Source organism: Paenibacillus sp. OAE614 (genome assembly GCF_040546645.1).
Classification (GTDB): domain Bacteria; phylum Bacillota; class Bacilli; order Paenibacillales; family Paenibacillaceae; genus Paenibacillus_AQ; species Paenibacillus_AQ favisporus.
In genome coordinates, this window is the sequence record NZ_JBEPOD010000001.1 from 2,661,378 (window position 1) to 2,681,474 (window position 20,097).

Genomic DNA, 20,097 nt, shown 5'->3' on the forward strand with positions numbered 1-20,097 from the left:
CGTATCCACCAAGGGGATATTACGCTTTTTATCAACCGGATTGCACTTTTTATCTATACGCATCCCATGCGATATTCGTTATAATGGGTGTCTAATCAATCGAGACAAACTATTGAAGTATGGGTGATGGTCTTTTGCTGAACATTCAAAACCTATGGCGGAAACGGGAGAGCATCATTGTCACCTGGCTCGTATCATACAGCGCTGTGCTGTTTGTTCCGATCGTCATCAGCCTGGTGATCTATGCCCAGGCCAGCCATGCGCTGAAGAGCGAAATCCACCGGGCCAACGATTCGCTCCTGAAGCAGATGAGGTACACGATCGATAATCAGATTGACCTGATGAAGCGGTTGAATATGGAAATGACATGGAGCCCGAATTTGCAGCATCTGATGTATTCCAGCATGCCGGCTCAGGAAGTGCCGTACACGGCATACCAGCTGGTGAATGAATTCAGGATGTTTAAAACGTCGTATGCTTCCATTGACGAGTTTTACGTTGTTTCCAGACGGGACGGCTCGGTGTACAGGTCCGGCAATATCCGCGACTTGAAATCCGCTTTCTATACAATTCACCAAACCGGTACGCTCACATTCGACGAATGGAAGAGCGAAGTATTGAATGGGACGAGCAATTCCTTCATTGTGCTTCCCCATGCCAATGCGGCTGATGAACAGACGGCAATCGCCTATATTACGCAGCTGCCGAAAGACATGAACGGGCGGAGCACTGGCAGCGTGGTGGTCATGTCCGATACCCGCCGGTTCCAGGAAGCGGTGGAGGGGATATCGGGCTTCAGCGGTGCGACGCTGCTCATTTTGAACCATAATAACGAGATTCTGATGTCCAACCATCCGGACTCGGAGGAGCAGATGCCATTTCTGAATGGTAAGCGGATTCAAACGGATTCCGCGCAGGCTGGAACGTCGGAACTGTTCTCAATCAACTCCTCTGTCTCGGACCTGAAGTACGCCCTGATCATCCCGAGCGGAATCTATTGGGAAAAGGCGGAATATGTCCGTAATTTTACGTATGTCAGCATAATCGTAAGCCTGGCGGGTGCCGGCGTTCTGACCTGGTTTTTTATGCGCCGCAATTATTCGCCTGTACAGCAGTTGGTCGAGTCCCTCAAGGATGAGAACACCGATCGTAGTTATGCCGATGCGAACGAGTTCCGGTTCATCCAGAAAGTCGTGACCCGCACCCGCACTGAAAATGACGAGATTTCCATGCAGCTGCAGAAGCACCAGCAGGTGCTGCGGTCCAATATGATCAACCGGCTGCTGAAAGGTAAACCGGATACACTGGTACCGTACGAGGAGGCGTTTCGCTCGTTTCAGATGAAGCAGGTATCCACGGAATTTGCCGTCATTCTGTTCGTGATCGAGAACGAAGACAAGCTGTACGAATTTTTGCCGGGCATCGACATGAATGAACGCAGTAAGCTGATCCATCTGATCATATCCAATGTCGTGGAAGAGCTGACGGAAAAGCAGGGACATGCCGGGTATGTGGTCGAAACGGATGACATGATGGCCTGCCTTGTCAATTTGAAAGCGGATACTTCCGGATGGGAGCACGATCTTCATGATATCGCGGCCGAGGCGCAGCGGTTTCTGGAGCGGTATGACATGGAACTGACCATCTCACTGAGCGGACGCCATGCTTCCTGGATCGGCATCTCCGAGGCATATCGGGAGGCGGTCGACGCGATGGAATACAAAATGGTCCTCGGCAAAAAAGGGATCATCGCATACGAGGACATCCGTGCCGACAGCACCGCAGACATCGGTTACGGCTATTATTATCCACTCCAGATCGAGCAGCAGCTAATTAATGTGATCAAGGCGGGGGACCTGGATGAAGCCGCATCGTGTATGAACGAGATCATTGAGAAAAATCTGGACAAGCCTGTCATGCCGCTCACACTGGCAAGATGCCTGATGTTCAATCTCGTCGGGACGATGATCAAGGCGATCAACGAGCTGGGCGAAGGGAGCAGCGGCATCACGCTTGCCGACAATTCGCGATGGATCGACGATATTATGGCATGCGGTACGCTTAGGGAAATGCAGGAGAAGCTGCAGTCCCTCCTTCAGGAAGTGTGTGCCTACGCATCAGCTAAACGTTCATCCCACGTATCCAGGGAGCGGGAGGATTCCCTGCGGAACCTTATTGAGGAAGTCCACCAGTATATCCAAGCGAATTACATGGACATGAACTTGAACGTCAACGCGATCGGCGAGCATTTTCAGCTGAAGGGGAGCTATCTGTCGAAGCTGTATAAGACCCAGACGGGCGAAGGCATACTGGACAGCATTCATAAATACCGGATTGAGCAGGCGAAACGGCTGATGCGGACAAAGCCCGAGTCGGTCAGCGAGATATCCAGGCAGATCGGATACAACGACCCCGCGACCTTTATCCGGGTATTCAAAAAATACGAAGGCATTACGCCGGGCAAGTACAAAGAAATTATTTGATGTTTTATTTTCGGGAGGTACCTATGAAGTGGAAAGGTAAAGGGAGAGCGGTGGTGTGGGGATGGCTGGCTATCATGGTCCTGCTGATGGCGGTACTGCCGGCTTGCGATCGTGAGCGGATGACGCAGACGGCAAGTTCGCTGCCGACTGCCGAAACAACGCTGATGGCGGGAGGAGGCAAAGGTTTGTCCGCTTCGGATGCCAAGCTGACCTATTGGGCTGAACTGAACGGCAACGCGGCGGGTATCAAGTCCACCTTTAACCAGGTGCCGTTCTTTCAGGAATGGCAGCGGAGAACCGGCGTCCAGCTGACGTTCATCCAGCCTCCGTCCAACCAGGCGAAGGAAGCGATCAGCGTGCTGCTGGCATCAGGCGATCTGCCGGATATGATGGAGTACGAATGGATCAATTATCCGGGGGGACCGGAGAAGGCGATCAACGACGGCTATATTCTACGCCTGAACGAAGCCATCGATCAGTACGCCCCGAACTTGAAGCGGTACCTGAAGGCGCATCCCGATATCGATATGCAAATCCGTACAGCCGGAGGCAGCTACTACGCATTCCCGTTTATCCAGGGAGACGACAAGCTGCGGACTTACCAGGGACCGATTATCCGCAAGGATTGGCTGGATGAGCTGGGCCTGGGCGTGCCTGTGACGATCGACGATTGGCATACGGTGCTCAAGGCGTTCAAGGAAAAGAAAGGCGCCGAAGCGCCGCTTACCTTCCTTGGCGTACCGAATCCGCTCTTTGGCATCGAGGGCGGAGGGTTTATCGGCGCATTTGGAATTAAGAAAGGCTTTTACCAAGAGGAGGGAAAAGTCAAGTTCGGCCCGGTTGAGCCGGGGTATAAACAATTTCTGTCACTGTTCCGGCAGTGGTACGCGGAAGGGCTGATCGACCCGAACTTTGCTGCCGTGGACTCTGAAACGCAGGACACGAGCATGATCCTGAGCCGGAGCGGTGCTGGCATTTGGAACGCGGGCGCCGGCATCGGCACGTGGCTGCCTGTTATGAAAGCGCAGGATTCGTCGGTGGAGCTCGTTCCGGCGCCCTATCCGGTGCTTCAACGCGGAGACCGACCCGAATTCGGGCAGCTGGCCCCGGCTGTCGGATCCAGCGGGGTGGCGATTTCCGCGAAGAGCAAGCATGTCGAAGAAGCGGTCAAGATGCTGGACTACGGGTACGGACCGGAAGGACATCTGCTCTTTAATTTCGGCATCGAAGGGGTCAGCTACGAGATGAAGGACGGGTATCCGGTGTATACGGACGTCATTTTGCACAACCCGGATAAGCTGGCGCCGTCACAGGCGCTGGCGATGTACACCAGGGCAAGTTATTTCGGGCCTTTCGTCCAGGATATCCGTTACATGGAACAGTATTATTCCCTTCCGGAGCAGAAGGAGGCGGTCCGGGTGTGGTCCGACACGGATGCAGCGCTTCATACGCTGCCTGCGCTTCCGACCACGGAGAAGGAGAGCACCGAGCTGGCGGTGATCATGCAGGAAGTCAACAAGGCCGTAACCGAAATGTCGCTGAAAATCATTATGGGCATGGAGCCGGTATCCGCTTTTGATGAATACGTGAAAAAAATCCGGCTGATGGATATCCAGCGTGCCATCGGCATTGAGCAGCAGGCGCTGGACCGTTATCGCGCATCCGTATCCAATACAGGCGGGAACACCACCGGTTGACCGTGGAACGGGCTGTCCCGAAACCTACGATTTTATGCCTTTCCTGAAAGCCGGAACCGCTGCAGACAAGAATGTGTTAAAGGCAATATAGAACGGAAACACGATCATTTCGAATATTAATATCAAGCCGGTGACCGGAGCGGGATCATCTCCCGGATTCGTCAGCGGAAACAGCATGCTGAAGCCCCAAATCCACAGGATGAAATACGGGGTCCACAGAACGGCAGCGGCATAAACGGATTTGCGGCCGGAAACGAGACGCTTGCTCAGCCAATAGCAGAGGATCAGTGATACGGCCAGCAGGGCCAGATTCGCCCAGTTCAATGCATTATAGATGCCAGTCCAATTCGTGATTCTCTCCAGCCTGTACACGTTGACCAAACTTTCAGCATGGAGGAAAAAGGGGAAAGCGTAAATACAGCTCATCACATTCAATTTGAAAAAATAGCGCATGAAGGTTCATCTCCCATCAGTCCAGCGGTTCGCTGGGCTTCATTGCCATTCATTACCATTATACCTGAATCTAATTTGTACCGGTACAGCTGTGATAAATTCGCATTGTCCCGGCAGATCGCTCCCTGTACCTTATTAGTAATGGATTTTTTGTAATCGCATATAAATAGGCGCGTTTCTAATCAAGATTTCACATTCTGAAATGAGGAGAGAAGAATGTTTAACCTGCAAAAATACATGAGCAAACTGGGTATGACCTATCAAATCGACATCATTCCCGATCTGAAGCTCCTGCGTGAACTGCAATATCGGCACGTCATGCATATTCCTTTTGAAAACCTAGATATCATGGATGGGGTCCCATTATCGATGAATCCGGACATTCTCTTCAACAAGATCATTGAAGGCCGGCGCGGAGGCGTATGCTACGAATTGAACGGGTTGTTTCACAACCTTCTCAAAGCGCTTGGATTCAGCGTATCGATGGCTGCTTGTACCGTCAAGCAGGAGGAAGGTTGGTTTAACGACGGAACCCATGCCGTAAATGTCGTTCATCTTCCGGGTGGAGATTACCTCGTGGATGTTGGTTTTGGCGGCCGAAGCCCCCGAGTACCGGTTCCGCTGAACGGCGAATTGACTGAGGACTGGGATGGAAAATGGCGCATACGTCCGTATACAGAAGAGCAGGACCGATTTGTTTTGGAGAAGGAAACCCCAGATGAGTGGGAGATGCTGTACCAGTTGGACAGGGAGCCGCGACTGCTGGAAGATTTCAAAGCGGTGTTCGATATGACGCAGTACGGGCACGAATCGAAGTTCAATAAAATACGGGTGGCGATGATTCAGACGGAGCAGGGACGCGTTACGCTGAGCGGAAACTCTTTAACCCGGGTAAACGGAGAGATGAAATCTAAAGAGGACGTCGAGCCGGAACGGATTGGTGAGGTGCTGCGCGAGCTATTCCATATTGAATAGAAGGAATGACGGTTCATTATCAGGCGCCCTCTTAGGTAGCCCGTATTGAGGCCAAGAAGACTAACTTCGTTAACGAAGGGGGGCTGCCGGCTCTTCGATGAATTGGTGTAAGGCTTCGGGCGAATACTAGTTTGGTCAAGGTATTTTCGCTTGCAGAGGAGTCTTCGTTTATGGACAGCAACAATCACGAGAAAAGTAAATGGGCGCTGCCTTTCCGAAAAAAATCCGGACCCCGGCTCCATAAGGACGATATCACGGTCGTGGACACCGGCAACGCCAAGAAGGCCGTCGTCGCCACCGCCTTGGGAAATGCCATGGAATGGTTCGACTTCGGAATCTACTCTTATTTGGCCGTCATTATGGGCAAGGTGTTTTTCCCGGAGATGACGGGTTCCATCCAGCTGATTTATACCTTTGCCACGTTTTCCATCGCCTTTCTCGTCAGGCCGTTCGGCGGTTTGTTTTTTGGGAGGCTGGGGGACAGGCTTGGCCGGAAAAAAGTGCTCACCATCACGTTGGTTATGATGGCGGTGTCTACGCTGTGCATCGGCCTCATCCCGAGCTACGCATCGATCGGCATTTCCGCTTCGGTGCTGCTGCTGCTGGCCCGCCTGGTCCAGGGCTTCTCCACCGGGGGAGAGTATTCGGGCGCCATGACCTTCATTGCCGAATCCACGCCCGACAAGCGCCGCGGATTTATGGCGAGCGGCCTGGAAGTGGGCACCCTGGTGGGATACATTGCCGGATCCGGGTTGGTGACACTGCTAAGCTACCTGCTCGGACCTGACCGGATGCTGGCTTGGGGCTGGAGGATTCCTTTTTTTATCGCGGCTCCGATCGGCTTGGTCGGCCTGTACCTGCGGAATCATCTCGAAGAAACTCCCGCCTTTGAGGCGATGGAGAAAGCAGCCCAGGATGAAGGGAGGCAGAAAGTGCCTTTCCGGGAACTGCTAAAGGTTCAGTGGAGAGTCGTCCTGCTCTGCATCGTCATGGTGTGTTCCTTCAATGTCGTTGACTATATGGTATTGTCATACATGCCATCGCATCTTACCGCGGTGCTCGGTTATGGAGAGACGGAAGGGCTGCTGCTCATTCTTATTGTCATGTTTATCATGATCCCGATTGTGCTGTTTATGGGTTACTTCAGTGACCGGATCGGGAACAAACGCATCATCCAAGGCGGTCTGCTGGGGCTGATCGTGCTCTCGCTGCCGGCGTTTTGGTGGATCGGGAGCGGTAAGGGAGGGATGGTATTTCTTGGTCTGCTATGCCTCGCCGTGCTGCTGACCTGCTTTGAAGGCACCATGCCGTCGGTGCTTCCGGCCTTGTTTTTTACCAAGGTCCGATATGGAGCCCTGGCGATTACTTATAATATTTCAGCATCTCTGTTCGGCGGGACCACTCCGCTTGTCATGGCTTGGCTGATCAATCTGACTGGGGAGCCCCTGGTTCCGGCGTATTATTTGATCGCGGTTTCACTTATCGGCTTCGTTATCGTGACCATGTGGTTTACGGAGACCTCGGGCCGATCGCTGCGCGGTTCTGCGCCGGCGGTGGAGAAGCCGCACGAAGTTCATGAGGTGCTTCAAGAGCCGGAGGAAGCGCTGTGGTGGCATGAGGAGCAGGCGGCCATCCACGATCAGCTGTCCGATTCAGATCCGACACGTTAAGGAAATAAGGATTGCGTGATGAAATATATAAATCTTAAAAAAAGCGCTGGAACAAGGGTTCCGGCGTCTTTTTTGCTTCTTTTTCCAAATATTTTTGTGAAAGCCTTTTCAATTGTGTTTAAATGTGTTATCTTTGAGGTAATCTAATTGTGTCTAAATTGTGAAAGCAATTTGTCGGAATTGTGAAAGCAATTTGTCGGAATTGTGAATCATCGCTGATCCATAGCGTATGATATAGCATCCAATGTTTTTAAGGAGGAATTCATCATGACCTTTTTACTGCTGAGTGTGTTTACCGCTGCGTTGATCGGTGTGTTGTTCTTCGGGAAGAAGCACGAGGTGTTGATTGCCAACGTCATGAATACATTGCTGCTCACGGGTCTTGCGATTGCGTCCGGAATGCATTTGAGCTCTGGCGGCTTGTTCTATCTGATTCTGATTTTCTACTACGTGGTGCCGATGTATGCTGTCATTACGCTGTTTGGTGTCATGAAGAAGAACAACAAGAAGAAGCAGAAGGACGTTTTTATCAGTTCCTTTGAGCCGTCCCTCCCCGATTTGCGTGGAGAACGCGCCTAATATCCAATAATAATTAACCGCTGGGACAACGAGGTTCCAGCGGTTGTTTTATTTTGTGCACTCTTGGCAGGCTCTAGGTCCAGTGAAAAGGTCGCTCCAAAGCTGCCGGAATTTTGGTAGCTGCGTTCCCTTTGGCGGCATTGATCTGGAACTGGGTCAGAAAAAGGCTTCCGCTCAAGTCCGCGCCGCGAATGTCCGCGTCCCGGAAGTCGGCGCCGATCAGATCCGTGATCCGGAGGTCTGCATCCCGAAGGTCCGCCGCGATTAGATATGCGCCTCTAAAGCTCTGGAATTTGAGATCGGCGCCTTTCAGCTTGGCTCCGATCAGATCCGCCCCGCGTCCCTTCAGGTTCTTACGAGAAGACGGTCCCTTGTAACGTCGGCGTGCCTCCTCCCGAACGAGTTCACTGGTCTTAAGGAGCAGGAGATTTACTTCGGCCCGGTGAGCGGGAATATCCAGCTTCAATATTTCCTCTGGCGGAAGTTCGGTGAGACGCTGCGTTTCGTGCAGCTGCGTTCTAAGCTCCTCGTGGATCAGGTGGGCGTCTGCATGGCTTAGCGCTTCGCTTAAATATGCCAGAAGCTCGTGCAGCTGACGCATGACGGGAAACACTTCGAACATTTGCTTCGCCGTCTCCGGCGCCTGGCGCCAGTCTATGCCGCTGTAAGTTAACTGGGAAACCTTTTGTCCGGCCCCGAAACAGTCATAAACGGTACATCCGCGAAATCCCTTTTGGCGCAGGCTGTTATGAATACCGCAGCGGAAATCGGATTGCAGATGGCGGCAGGGCTGTCCCGCCTGCTTGTCCATGGCAAAGTCGGATGAGGCGGCAAAAGGAAGGGAAACGCAGCAGAGACCGAAGCATTTCTCGCAGTCTGCCTTCAGGGCAGCTCGTCCGAAGTCTCCTAAGACTTCAAAATGATATGGGTTTGGTGCACTCAATGTTGATATCTCCTTCATGTAAAATCAGTCCGGTTTTCTTTTTACCTATAGTTATCTTACAATAAATCGAAGCATTTATCGATGACGTGATGCTTATCAGCCTGAAGCTTTCGCCAGATTTATTGATACATGGAATCGAGCGGAGATTGGACATCTTATCATCGTGAACTAATTTATCCAACGGGAGTGATGGAGAAATGAAGATTAGCGGAAATACGATACTCATTACCGGCGGCGCATCCGGAATCGGGCTGGCCTTGGCGGAGCGGTTCGTTCAGGCGGGTAACACCGTGATCATTTGCGGGCGCCGTGCAGACAAGCTTCAGGAGCTGAAGGAACGCTATCCGGATATACATACGGTGGCATGTGACCTATCTGTGGAGTCCCACCGGCTTGAATTGTTCCGTAAGGTGACGTCCGAATTTCCGGGTTTAAACGTTCTCATCAATAATGCAGGCATTCAGCAGCGGGTTCATTTGCTCGAAGCGGAGAAAGAGTGGGTGTACTACCAACAGGAAATTTCAATTAATGTAGATGCGCCGATTCATTTAACGCTGTTGTTTATGCCTCACTTGTTAAAACAACCGGATCCGGTCATCATCAATGTCACCTCGGGGTTGTCCATTACGCCGGGAGCCTGGGTTCCGATTTACAGCTCTACCAAAGCCGCGCTCCATTCCTTTACCGTTAGTCTCCGGATTCAGCTGGCTCAAACGAACGCCAAGGTGATCGAAGTGCTGCCGCCTGCGGTCAACACCGATCTTGGCGGGGCGGGACTTCATACCTTCGGCGCGCCTCTTGACGAGTTTGCGGACTCGGTATTCAGGGACCTGCAAACCGGTAAAGAGGAGATTGGTTATGGCGGTACGGAGGAGAGGCTGAATCTGTCGGCGATACAGGCAAGAGAAACGGCAGCCCGGATGTACGATGGCTTCCGGTCAGGTACATAAATCCGGCACAGGATGCAGAACAGGAAGAGGACCTGCTGACAGGATCAGCAGGTTCTCTTTGGGTTACATGTTTTCTTTTAAAAATTTGTCGTAGTCGTTTAATGCCCGGTCTAATTTCTGACTGGCCTTGATCAGCTCCGGATCGGTGAGACATCTGCATACGGACAGTTTATTCAATTCCAACCGAAGCTCTTCAATTTTACGAATAATTTTATCCATGGTTGAACAGCTCCTTAGAAATTTTGCATCCTCTTTGCGCTCGCAGCATGCCGCAATGACAGATGCGCCAACACATTTTTTCGATCCAGCACATGATTTTTGAAAAAGAATGATACTACATTTTTCGCTAAATTCCCCTCAAATCCCTTCCGTGAAGCTGACATATTATCGAAATGTTACCCGAAGATGAAATTTTTTTTTAGGTTCGTAAAACCCTTCCGGCCAGGGCAGCGAAATTCGATTTAAATGGGTAAAATTTACATGGTTCAAAGAACGCGTGTTCGTATATAATAAAAACATACGTTCGGTTAGGAGGGTCTGTCATGTCAGAGAAATATGTAGGGCAAACCGTGGAGATCGTTTATTTAGACCAGGCCGGTAACATTACGCAGCGTAAAATCGAAGTGAAAGAGATGCGCGGGAACACCGTCAGGGCAGTATGCCTGAAGACAGGTGCCCCAAGAACCTTCCGGCGGGATCGGATTCTGGCATGGCAGGTCGCAAGAACTGCCTAGGACCGGTTAGGACGGCGTCCTTGACGCAGCATTATTCGTGCGAACCGCTTCATCAATAAATTGATTCCTCGAAGAGAGCAGAACCAAAAAGCCTAACCCAGAAAGGGCTAGGCTTTCTTTGCATATATCGAAACTTACTTCTGCAGTACCTTGTCATCGAGATCCAGATGCAGAGGGGGAGCCGGCTTCAATGGCTTGTAGACCTGACCTTGCGGTTCCGGATCGGCCAAGTAGACAAAGTCCCCGGAGCCGTCCGGGGCGCTCCCTTTGGCCCACAGCCCCTCGCTGGACTCTACGCCTTCGGATAATAAGTTTATGTCATATGGTATATGCGGGCAACCTGAAGCCGCCCCTGGCTTTCCGCATGCAGGTTGGATCGCATGTCGGCCAGCAAATTGCCGCTTGCCACAATGTATCCGGCATTCCATGGGACGCCGGTCGAGCTCGTTGGGAGACAAAAATAAAACAAACAGGATCATCAATGTCGGGGATAGGATAAAGAACAAGTTTGCCGGCTTTCTGTCTCAGTCCTGGCATATCTTCCCGCTCTCGGCATACCATTAGGCAAAAGCAAAGAGAGAGGGAGGATACGGATGAACGTAATTGAACCGCAAAGTCCGGTACAGCTGGTCAGCACGCATCTGCCGGAAGGGGCTGAGCTGGTTACGATGAATACTCCAGCCGGACAACCTGCCGTGATTGCCGAGGATTTAACTGGGGATCGGGTCCCGGAGATTTCCGCCGTCTATCGGTTGAATGATGCGTTATACTTGCTTGTGCTCCAGTTTAGCGAAGGGGCATGGAGAACGATGGCCAGGATCCAAGGCCCAGGCTATGGAGTCACGCTCTTGACCGCTGCACCGGTAACCAAGCCTGGGCGGAACAACCTGCTCGTAGGCTGGCAGATCGGTTCCATTTGGTCGAAGCTGTCCGTGTATGAGTGGACGGAGTATGGTTTGACGGATGTGGCGCCTGCAGAAATGAGTTACAGCTATATTGACGTGGCGGATTGGCCGGGCCCCGGAGGTCCAGACGGCAGATCCGAGCTCGCACTCTGGATCCACGATACGGGCGAAGCCTACCGGACGGAGGTGCTGCGCTGGCGGGACGGGAGTTTTCACCCGGCAGAAGATGTTTACCCCGCCTATTACCCTGAAGTAGCCCGCTACTATGAACGGATGACCGAATCCTATCCGGATTATCCGTTCTACTGGTACTATCTGGCCGAGGCGCAGTATCGGGCCGGTATCCCGCAGGCGGCACTGCATTCGGTACGAAGAGCATTAGGATTTGCCCAGCCATATCCTTCCCGGGAAACCCTTTTGACGCTGGAGAGGAAGATCCTGCAGCTGCCTCGCGTGGCGGAGCTGCTGCGGTTTTCGGCCCGAACCGCTGAAGGGATTCGGTGGGGGTATATCAACACGAGCGGTACGATGGTACTTCCGGCCAGATACGAAGAGGCGGCGGAATTTCAGAGGAACGGCCTTGCCATTGTCCGGGAACGAGGAAAATACGGATTGATCGATCAAGCCGGGATGTGGGTCGTTGCCCCGGTGTATGATTCGATTTCACCGTTTTCGGAACACCGGGCCGTCGTCACGGACGGCGGCGACTGCAAGCTGATCGATGAACAAGGTAAGGTGGTAACGAAATGCGGGTACTCGTATATCGCCGATATGCGGGAAGGCAGATCCGTATTTCGTGGAGAGGGCCATCAGGGAGAAACGGTACATATCGGCCGTTACGGCTATCTGGATTCCCAGGGATACGAGATCATCCCGGCAAGATATGAGGAAGCCGGCGATTTTGGCAGTGGAAGAGCCTGGGTCAAAATGAAGGATGGTGCGTACGCGCTAATCGGGCTGGACGGCCGCAGTCTATACGAATATGAGTTTGAGTATGCCGGTCCTCCCGGCGGCGGATTGCTCGTTTGTCAGCAGCAGGCCGGCGGAAAATACGGCTATATCGATCTGCGCGGCCAAGTCCGTATACAGCCCGCTTTTACCTCGGCGTCCTCCTTCCGCCGTCAGCGGGCGATCGTCAACATGGGGGAGGGCGGCACGAAGAGATACGGCGTCATCGATGAATCAGGTCAATTCGTCGTTCCACCTGTATATGACGAGATTCGTGATCTCGGTGAGGAAAGGCTGGCACTCGCACACGCCGTGAATCCGGAGCAGCCGTCCATCGGCTTGAACTATGCGATTGCGGATTGGGAGGGCAGGCTGCTGACAGACTTTGCGTATACCCGCGTGTCGGCCTATCAGGATCGTCTGGCATCGGTCACGGATGGGCAGAACACCTTTTTAATTGATTCTAGCGGTGCAGCCGCGCCCGGATTTCCAAAGGTGGACGGCAGCGGCAGCCTGACTTTGAAGGGAGACGGCCTAATTGAAGTCCAAGTTGACCGGCGGATGTCGTATGTAACTCGTGACGGCAGAACCATTTGGCGGGACCAGGATCCTCCCAAATGACTTCAGCTCGCCAATCACAATAAACCTTGAATTCGAAGAACCGCTGCCGTGAAGGCAAGCGGTTTTTTGGATTGGAAGGTTCAGGGTTGATTGGGAATAATTTTACATGAGATGGGGGAAATTAACCGCAATCTAACTAGTTATGGCAGGAGGGCAGGCTGTGACCTCATCCGAGCAAACGATCTATCCTTCGCTTGACGGGAACATTTCTTACATCCGGGACAAGCTGTGTCACACCGACGATCTGAAGGTCAGGCACCTAACTTACCGCGGACAATCTTCGGCGCTGGTATATCTGGAATCTACGGTGGACCCAACCCTGATCGAGCGTAACGTCATCCGTCCTCTGCGGCAGGGAGGAGACGAGGACTTGTCCCAGCTGTTCCTGACGCTCCGGCTCGAAACCGAACACAAGCTGGATCAGGGGACGCAATCCCTTTTGTCGGGCAATTGCTTGTTTTTCACCCAGGATGATATGAAGCAGTTCTACGTTTTGACCACGCCGGCCAAATATGAACGCAGCATTACGGAGCCGGAAAACGAAGGCATTATCCGCGGGGCACACAACGGTTTTATCGAGGATTTAACGGTCAATTTGTATCAGATTCGCCAGCAGATCAGCTCTACGGATCTGAAGGTGCATTATCACAATATAGGCAATACGGCTCCCCGCAAAGTGGCGGTAATGTACATGAATAACCTGGCGGACCCAGCCGTAATCAAAAAAGTGGAAGGCAGGCTGAAGGGCATCACGCTCGATTCCGTCATTTCGACCGGCTTTATCCAAGAATATATGGAGGATCAGCCGTTTTCGATCTTTCCCCAGTTTTTGAATACGGAACGGCCGGACCATACGGGCGCGTATTTGCTCGACGGGCATGTGGTCATTATGCTCGAAGGTGATCCGACGGCCTTGATCATCCCGGTGAGCTTTTTCTGCTTTTATCAAACCCCTGACGATTACAGCAACCGTTGGATGATCGCATCGTTTGTGCGGTTTATCCGGCTGCTCAGCTTCATCACCGCTTTTCAGCTGCCGGCATTCTATATCGCCATCGTAGCGTTTCATTCGAATATTTTGCCTATTCAGCTGTTCTTTACTGTGCAGGGTTCATTGACCCGGGTACCGTATCCCCCGCTCGTTGAAGCGATGCTGCTCGAGCTGATCTTCGAATTGCTGAGGGAGGCAGGGCTCCGGCTGCCAAGCCGAGTAGGGCAAACGATCGGCATTGTTGGGGGTCTGGTCATCGGGGATGCGATCGTCAAGGCGGGTTTCGTGTCGTATACGATGATTATCGTTGTGGCTTTAACCGCCATTTCGTCGTTTTTGATACCGTCCAATGAGATGAGCTCGGCGATCCGGATATTGCGGTTCCCGCTGATGATATGCGCATCTATTTTCGGTTTTATCGGCATTGCTTTCGGACTAACGATCCTGTTCATTCATCTGTGCAAGCTGGAGTCGTTCGGGAAGCCTTACCTGTCGCCGCTGGCCCCATTGAAAATAAAAGGCTTCAAGGATGCGTTTCTTCGGTTTCCGATCTGGACGATCCGCGGCAAGCATGGCGAGAAAAAGCACAACTAACATCAGTTGACACGGATCCGGGAGGGGTGGCCAAGGTGGTACAGGCTGAGAAAAAAATGTCCCCGAAACAGCTGTTTTTGTTCATTATCCAAGCTCAAATCGGGGTCGGCGTGCTTTCGATTCCTTATGACCTTACCAAGACGGCGAAAGGCGGCGGGGGCATATCGGTTGTGATCGCTGGAGTGATTACCCAAATCATCATTTTGATGATGTGGACTCTTCTGCGTAAGTTTCCCGGGATGAACCTTTTTCAGATCTGTTCCCGGCTTGGCGGACCAGTTATAGGCAGGCTGCTGATCGCATGCTACGTCGGATATTATATTTTGCTCGGCAGCAATGTTTTGCTGAATGCCTACATGGTACTCCAGCGCTGGATTCTGCAATCCACCCCAAAGTGGGTGGTACTCCTTCTGTTCTGTATCATGACGTATTACCTGGCCAAGGAAAAGCTCACGGTTTTGGCTAGGTTTTACAGCCTGTCATCGATGCTGTTCATTCCTTTGATCATTTTTGTCAGCTACGGCCTGACACAAGCACGGATCGAATATATGCTGCCGTTAACCGAAGCAGGCCTGATCAACATCCTGAAGGGAACCAAGGATACGACGATTTCGATGTACGGGTTCGAAATGTTCTTGATCATCTTTCCGTTCATTGATGCATCTGACGCCAAGAAATTGAAAATGATCAGCTTGTCGAATCTGTTCGTTACACTGTTCTACGGGTTTGTCGTGTGCACCTGTCTCATGGTGTTTAACCAGACGCAGCTGGCGATGATCCCGGAACCTGTCATTTACCTGGTCAAATCGCTAAATTTTTATATCATCGACCGGGCGGACATCCTGTTCCTGTCGATTTGGTCGATTACCTTGGTATGTTCCATCACCAGCTACTTTTATGCGGCTGCCGATGGGCTTGCGGTCCTGTTTAGAAAAAAGATCCATCAAATGTTTGACCCCTTTGTTAGTGTAGCCTTTTTTTTAATCGCTCTTTTGCCGACCACGCCGATGGCGATCGACCGGATCAACAAGATTTCCGAATATGCTGCGTACGTGTTCATTGCGGGCATTCCCTTCCTGCTAATGCTGTTCTCTTTATTTGTCAAAAAGAAAGCGGGTGGAGCCGTATGAAACGATGCCGTGGGGCACTTTGCTGCGCCATGCTGGGTCTGAGCACGGCGCTGCTGACCGGATGCTGGGACCGGGAATATTTGAAAGACTTGAATTTGGCCTACAGCGCAGGTTTTGATCTGACCAAGGATCATAAGATCAAGGAAACCGTTGAGCTAATCATTCCCCCGAAAACCGAACAGAGCGCCACGACAAATGAAATTCATTCGGCAGTGGGTTTGTCAACACGCGGGGCGAGCAACATCCTCCGGGCTCGCGTAAGAGGGAATATGCGGGTGATCAAGAACAGCGTGCAGCTGATCGGTAGATCCTTGGCCGAAGAAGGGATCAAGGCACCCATGGACGTCAATTTTAGAGACCCCAAAAACCCCTCTTCCGACGTAAGGTTGGTCGTGACGGAGAATGATGCATCCGAAATTATCGGAATGAAAAAAATAGGCGAGCTGCAAATCGGCGAATTCCTGACGCAGAAGATCAGCAGCCTGGAGAAAATGAGCCTGTTTTACCCGCCCGAAACCGTGAATACGGTTTTCCGCTCCTTGACAGACCCAGGCCAGGATTTTGCTTTGCCTTATATCGGGGTACAAGGCTCCGAGATCGTTGCGAAGGGGGTCGCCTTGTTCCATGATCAGAGCTTCAGCGGATCGCTAGGCAAGGATCAGTCGATCATGCTGGTTCTGATGAAAGGAAAGTCGGGAGGCAATGCCCGATTTACCAAAACCGTGAATCTGGATACAACCAAGCCGATTCGCGGATCGATCAGCTACAACGTCGGCAATAAAAAGAGGAAGCGTGAGTTTCACGTGAGCGTCGCCCGGGACGGCGATGTTCACGTGACGCTGAGCCTAAAGCTTCAAGCGGTCATCGAGGAATTCACCGGACCGCAGCTGCTGGATGAAAAGGCCGTGACGCGGGTGAACCGGGAGCTGTCGTCCATCATGACTCAGGAAGCCAGGGAGGTCGTGCGGGAGCTGCAGCAGGCGAACTGCGACATTTTTGGGGTAGGCAGGCAGCTGATGGCCTATCATCCCAAACTGTGGAAGCGGATCGATTGGAACAAGGAGTACCGTAACGTTCAGTTTCATACCCAGGTCCAGGTATCCATTATCGATACCGGGGTCATTCAATAAAAGCTGATGTCCATGCCGCTTGGGATGCGGTAATGAACGGTATTTTGCGGTCTGGCCGTCTGCGGCCAACCGCATTTTTTATTTTTCCAATTCACTGGAAATAGAATGTTAACTTGCGGAAACTCATATATATGTCATGGAAACCGTGATTCTGATGACCAGACAGAAAGCAGGGTTTAGAGCCAATCATATAGTGACCGGCAAAAATATGTGGGATTAAATAACAAAAAAGGGTATGCAAAGGTCCAGAGCGGTGTTATAATCCGATCAAGGAAAGCGGTTACCCTAAAGTGATTTATTGAAATGATATCGTGAGAACAAGGTGGAATGTCCATGAGTAAACAACTGAATATCGGCGTGATCGGAGCAGGAAGGATCGGCAGGCTGCATACCGAAAATCTGCTCAAGCATCCTCAGGTTAAAGTGAAAGCGATTGCAGACCTGCAGATCGATCATGCCAGGGCTTGGGCCGAAGGGCTGGGGATCCCTATGCTGACGCAGGATGCGGAACAAATCTTAGGCGATCCGGGCATCGATGCCGTCTTTATCTGCACGTCGACCAATACCCATATTGACATGATCGTACGCTCCGCCAAGGCAGGCAAACACATTTTCTGCGAAAAGCCGATCTCCTTCGATGTCAGGGGAACCCTTCGTGCGCTGCAATCCGCTGCCGACGGAGGCGTCAAATTTCAGCTTGGCTTCAACCGCAGATTCGACCCGAATTTCCGCAGAGTCAAGGAAATCGTCGCTTCCGGCGAGATTGGAGATCCCCATCTGATCAAGATCACTTCGCGCGACCCAAGCCCCCCTCCACATGACTACATCAAGGTATCCGGCGGGCTGTTTATGGACATGGCGATTCACGATTTTGACATGGCCCGGTTTTTGAGCGGCAGCGAGGTGGATGAGGTGTATGTCCAAGGGGCGGTTCTGGTGGATCCGGTCATCGGAGAGCTCGGAGACGTGGACACGGCGGTCATCATGCTGAGATTCCGGAACGGTGCGATCGGTGTCATCGACAACTCGAGGCAGGCCGCTTACGGGTACGATCAGCGCGTTGAAGTGTTCGGCTCGCTTGGCCAGGTCAACGTGCAGAACGATTTTCCGAACTCGGCGGAAATCAGCACAGCCGGCGGCGTGTACCGGGATAAGCCGAAGCATTTTTTCCTGGAGCGTTATGAAACAGCGTACCGGCTTGAAATCGAGAGCTTCGTCCAAGCGATCGTGAACAATGAGGACGTACCTGTCAGCGGAGAGGACGGGTATCAGGCGGAGCTGCTGGCGGATGCGGCCAGGAAGTCATGGCTGGAGAAGAGACCCGTCAGCTTGTCCGAGTATTCGATGTCTACATCATGAGGTTTTTGTTTGTCTTTAGGGTAAGCGATTAACCTAATGAAATATTCTGCGAAAGGATGGTTATGAATGGGCGTACTTCGATTAACGATGGCTCAGGCCTTGCTTCGCTTCCTGGACCAGCAGTATGTACAGCTGGACGGAAAGGAGCATAAGTTCGTTAAGGGTGTCATGGGTATTTTCGGTCACGGCAACGTTCTGGGCATCGGTGAAGCATTAGAGCGGGAGCCGGGCAGCCTCAGGTTCATCCAGGGAAAAAATGAGCAGGGCATGACGCATGCCGCCGTTGCGTACGCGAAGCAGAAGAACCGGCTGGAAATCTTCGCCTGTACTTCCTCCATTGGCCCGGGGGCGCTGAATATGGTCACGGCCGCCGCGACGGCGACGGTCAACCGGATACCCGTGCTGCTGCTTCCAGGCGATATTTTCGCCTGTCGGCAGCCGGACCCGGTCCTGCAGCAGCTGGAGCATCCGATGGATTATACCGTGTCCGTCAACGATGCCTTCAAACCGGTCAGCCGGTACTGGGACCGGATTACGCGTCCCGAACAGCTGATGAGCTCGATGATCCAGGCGATGCGCGTACTGACTGACCCTGCCGAAACCGGCGCGGTCACCATCTGCCTGCCGCAGGACGTGCAGACGGAGGCGTACGATTATCCTGAGGATTTTTTCCGGAAAAGGGTGCATTACCTTGACCGCAAGCCGGCAAGCCAGGCAGCGATCGAGCGGGCTGCGGAGCTGATTTCGCGCAAGCAAAAGCCGCTACTGATCGCCGGCGGCGGCGTTCATTATTCCCTGGCCTATGAAGAGCTGCGGCAGTTCGCGGAAGCGTTCGGCATTCCCGTGGCCGAGACCCAGGCAGGGAAGAGCGCAATCCCATGGGACCATCCGCTGAATATGGGAGCGATCGGCGCGACCGGATCCCTTGCCGCGAACCGGCTTGCCAGAGAAGCGGATGCCGTCATTTGCGTGGGTACCCGGCTGGGTGATTTTCCGACCGCGTCCAAAACCGCTTTTACGCGTCCCGAAGCAGAATTCATTCATATCAATGTGAGCGGTTTTGACGCGTCGAAGCTGAATGCGTGCCAGGTGGTGGCAGATGCTGGAACAGGGTTAAAAGAATTAACCTCCGCACTTCAGGCAAGGAGCTACATGTCTGCTCATAATGGACCAGAGCTTGCCAAACTGAAAGCCGAATGGACCCGGGAGGTCGACAGGCTGTACGGCTTGGAGTCGGAAGAAGGCTTGGCGCAAACCCGCGTGCTCGGTGAGCTGAACCGTTCCATGGCAAACGAAGTGATCGTTGCGGCGTCCGGGAGTCTTCCCGGCGATTTACACCGGCTGTGGAGATCGGAAGCGCCCAAATCCTATCACATGGAATACGGCTTTTCCTGCATGGGGTACGAAATTGCCGGGGCCTTAGGCGTGAAGCTCGCCGAGCCGGACAAGGAAGTTTATGCGCTCGTCGGCGACGGAAGCTACCTCATGCTTCATTCGGAGATTTTAACCAGCATCCAGGAAGGCGCAAAGGTGAACGTGATCCTACTGGACAATCACGGATACCAGTGCATACACAGCCTGCAGCGTGAAAACGGGAGCGACGGCTTCGGCAACGAATTCCGTCTGCGCAGCCCGGAAACGGGGCGCCTGACGGGGGACTACGTGCCAGTCGACTATGCGGCCCATGCGCGAAGTATGGGAATCAAGGCATTTTCCGCCACCAGTGTGGATGAGCTGAAGGAAGCCCTCCGGCAGGCCGGGGAGGAGAAAGGCTCTACCCTGATCGAAATCAAGGTGCTGCCGGGCACCCAGTCGGGCGGATACGAATCCTGGTGGAGGGTGGATGTTCCGGAAGTGTCGACCAGCGATAAGGTGCGAGCCGCGAGGGAAACGATGAACGAACATGTGCAGCAGGCGCTGAAAATCTAAGTCCAA

Annotated in this window: 16 protein-coding genes and 1 pseudogene; 13 read left to right on the top strand and 4 right to left on the bottom strand. The window is 52.7% G+C overall.

The features are described 5' to 3' along the window. Positions 1 to 134: 134 nt before the first annotated feature. Both ABIE48_RS12420 and ABIE48_RS12425 read left to right on the top strand, forming a co-directional pair. A complete protein-coding gene (locus ABIE48_RS12420; protein WP_260869178.1) occupies positions 135 to 2,483 on the top strand; it encodes a helix-turn-helix domain-containing protein in 2,349 nt (782 codons plus the stop codon). A gap of 23 nt (positions 2,484 to 2,506) precedes the next feature. Further along, positions 2,507 to 4,180 carry an extracellular solute-binding protein gene (locus ABIE48_RS12425; protein ID WP_260869177.1) on the top strand — a complete coding sequence of 558 codons (1,674 nt, stop codon included), beginning with the start codon at positions 2,507 to 2,509 and terminating at the stop codon, positions 4,178 to 4,180. 24 nt (positions 4,181 to 4,204) lie between these two features. Here ABIE48_RS12425 and ABIE48_RS12430 read toward each other — a convergent pair whose 3' ends face one another. Beyond that, positions 4,205 to 4,633, bottom strand: a complete 429-nt coding sequence (locus tag ABIE48_RS12430) for a hypothetical protein (protein ID WP_145020451.1) — start codon at positions 4,631 to 4,633, stop codon at positions 4,205 to 4,207. 216 nt (positions 4,634 to 4,849) lie between these two features. On the opposite strand from ABIE48_RS12430, the gene ABIE48_RS12435 reads away from it, so the two are divergent. From ABIE48_RS12435 to ABIE48_RS12445, 3 genes are all read left to right on the top strand, one after another. Continuing rightward, positions 4,850 to 5,608, top strand: a complete 759-nt coding sequence (locus tag ABIE48_RS12435; RefSeq protein WP_145020448.1) for an arylamine N-acetyltransferase family protein — start codon at positions 4,850 to 4,852, stop codon at positions 5,606 to 5,608. Positions 5,609 to 5,778: 170 nt separating this feature from the next. Then, positions 5,779 to 7,278, top strand: coding sequence for a glycine betaine/L-proline transporter ProP (gene proP / locus ABIE48_RS12440; RefSeq protein ID WP_145020445.1), 1,500 nt, complete (start codon positions 5,779 to 5,781; stop codon positions 7,276 to 7,278). 267 nt (positions 7,279 to 7,545) lie between these two features. Continuing rightward, positions 7,546 to 7,857, top strand: coding sequence for a hypothetical protein (locus tag ABIE48_RS12445; RefSeq protein WP_076166622.1), 312 nt, complete (start codon positions 7,546 to 7,548; stop codon positions 7,855 to 7,857). Positions 7,858 to 7,930: 73 nt separating this feature from the next. Here ABIE48_RS12445 and ABIE48_RS12450 read toward each other — a convergent pair whose 3' ends face one another. Beyond that, on the bottom strand, positions 7,931 to 8,800 hold the full coding sequence (locus tag ABIE48_RS12450; protein WP_354518967.1) for a pentapeptide repeat-containing protein: 870 nt from the start codon (positions 8,798 to 8,800) through the stop codon (positions 7,931 to 7,933). Between the two features lie 197 nt (positions 8,801 to 8,997). Between ABIE48_RS12450 and ABIE48_RS12455 the strand changes: the two genes are divergently transcribed. Further along, positions 8,998 to 9,750: an SDR family oxidoreductase gene (locus ABIE48_RS12455; protein WP_192714409.1), complete on the top strand. Its 753-nt coding sequence runs from the start codon at positions 8,998 to 9,000 to the stop codon at positions 9,748 to 9,750. A gap of 63 nt (positions 9,751 to 9,813) precedes the next feature. Here the strand turns inward: ABIE48_RS12455 and ABIE48_RS12460 are convergent, their stop codons facing one another. After that, positions 9,814 to 9,969 carry an aspartyl-phosphate phosphatase Spo0E family protein gene (locus tag ABIE48_RS12460; protein ID WP_076166611.1) on the bottom strand — a complete coding sequence of 52 codons (156 nt, stop codon included), beginning with the start codon at positions 9,967 to 9,969 and terminating at the stop codon, positions 9,814 to 9,816. Between the two features lie 323 nt (positions 9,970 to 10,292). Between ABIE48_RS12460 and ABIE48_RS12465 the strand changes: the two genes are divergently transcribed. Then, positions 10,293 to 10,484, top strand: coding sequence for a hypothetical protein (locus ABIE48_RS12465; protein ID WP_105443220.1), 192 nt, complete (start codon positions 10,293 to 10,295; stop codon positions 10,482 to 10,484). A 316-nt stretch (positions 10,485 to 10,800) separates the two neighbouring features. Here the strand turns inward: ABIE48_RS12465 and ABIE48_RS34460 are convergent. Continuing rightward, a pseudogene (locus tag ABIE48_RS34460) lies at positions 10,801 to 10,938 on the bottom strand (manganese catalase family protein); the annotation flags it as partial. Between the two features lie 139 nt (positions 10,939 to 11,077). Here ABIE48_RS34460 and ABIE48_RS12475 point away from each other — a divergent pair. From ABIE48_RS12475 to iolD, 6 genes are all read left to right on the top strand, one after another. After that, entirely contained in the window at positions 11,078 to 12,958 is a 1,881-nt protein-coding gene (locus ABIE48_RS12475) for a WG repeat-containing protein (protein WP_192714408.1), read from the top strand. Positions 12,959 to 13,118: 160 nt separating this feature from the next. Continuing rightward, positions 13,119 to 14,543: a spore germination protein gene (locus tag ABIE48_RS12480; RefSeq protein ID WP_192714407.1), complete on the top strand. Its 1,425-nt coding sequence runs from the start codon at positions 13,119 to 13,121 to the stop codon at positions 14,541 to 14,543. 26 nt (positions 14,544 to 14,569) lie between these two features. Next, positions 14,570 to 15,673, top strand: coding sequence for a GerAB/ArcD/ProY family transporter (locus tag ABIE48_RS12485; protein ID WP_354518970.1), 1,104 nt, complete (start codon positions 14,570 to 14,572; stop codon positions 15,671 to 15,673). After that, on the top strand, positions 15,670 to 16,803 hold the full coding sequence (locus ABIE48_RS12490; protein ID WP_192714405.1) for a Ger(x)C family spore germination protein: 1,134 nt from the start codon (positions 15,670 to 15,672) through the stop codon (positions 16,801 to 16,803). Before ABIE48_RS12485 ends, ABIE48_RS12490 begins: the two co-directional genes overlap by 4 nt. A gap of 333 nt (positions 16,804 to 17,136) precedes the next feature. Beyond that, positions 17,137 to 18,162 (top strand): inositol 2-dehydrogenase, encoded by a 1,026-nt coding sequence (iolG, locus tag ABIE48_RS12495; RefSeq protein ID WP_192714404.1) that lies wholly within the window; start codon positions 17,137 to 17,139, stop codon positions 18,160 to 18,162. Positions 18,163 to 18,228: 66 nt separating this feature from the next. Next, entirely contained in the window at positions 18,229 to 20,091 is a 1,863-nt protein-coding gene (gene iolD, locus ABIE48_RS12500) for a 3D-(3,5/4)-trihydroxycyclohexane-1,2-dione acylhydrolase (decyclizing) (RefSeq protein WP_192714403.1), read from the top strand. The last annotated feature ends 6 nt before the right edge of the window (positions 20,092 to 20,097 follow it).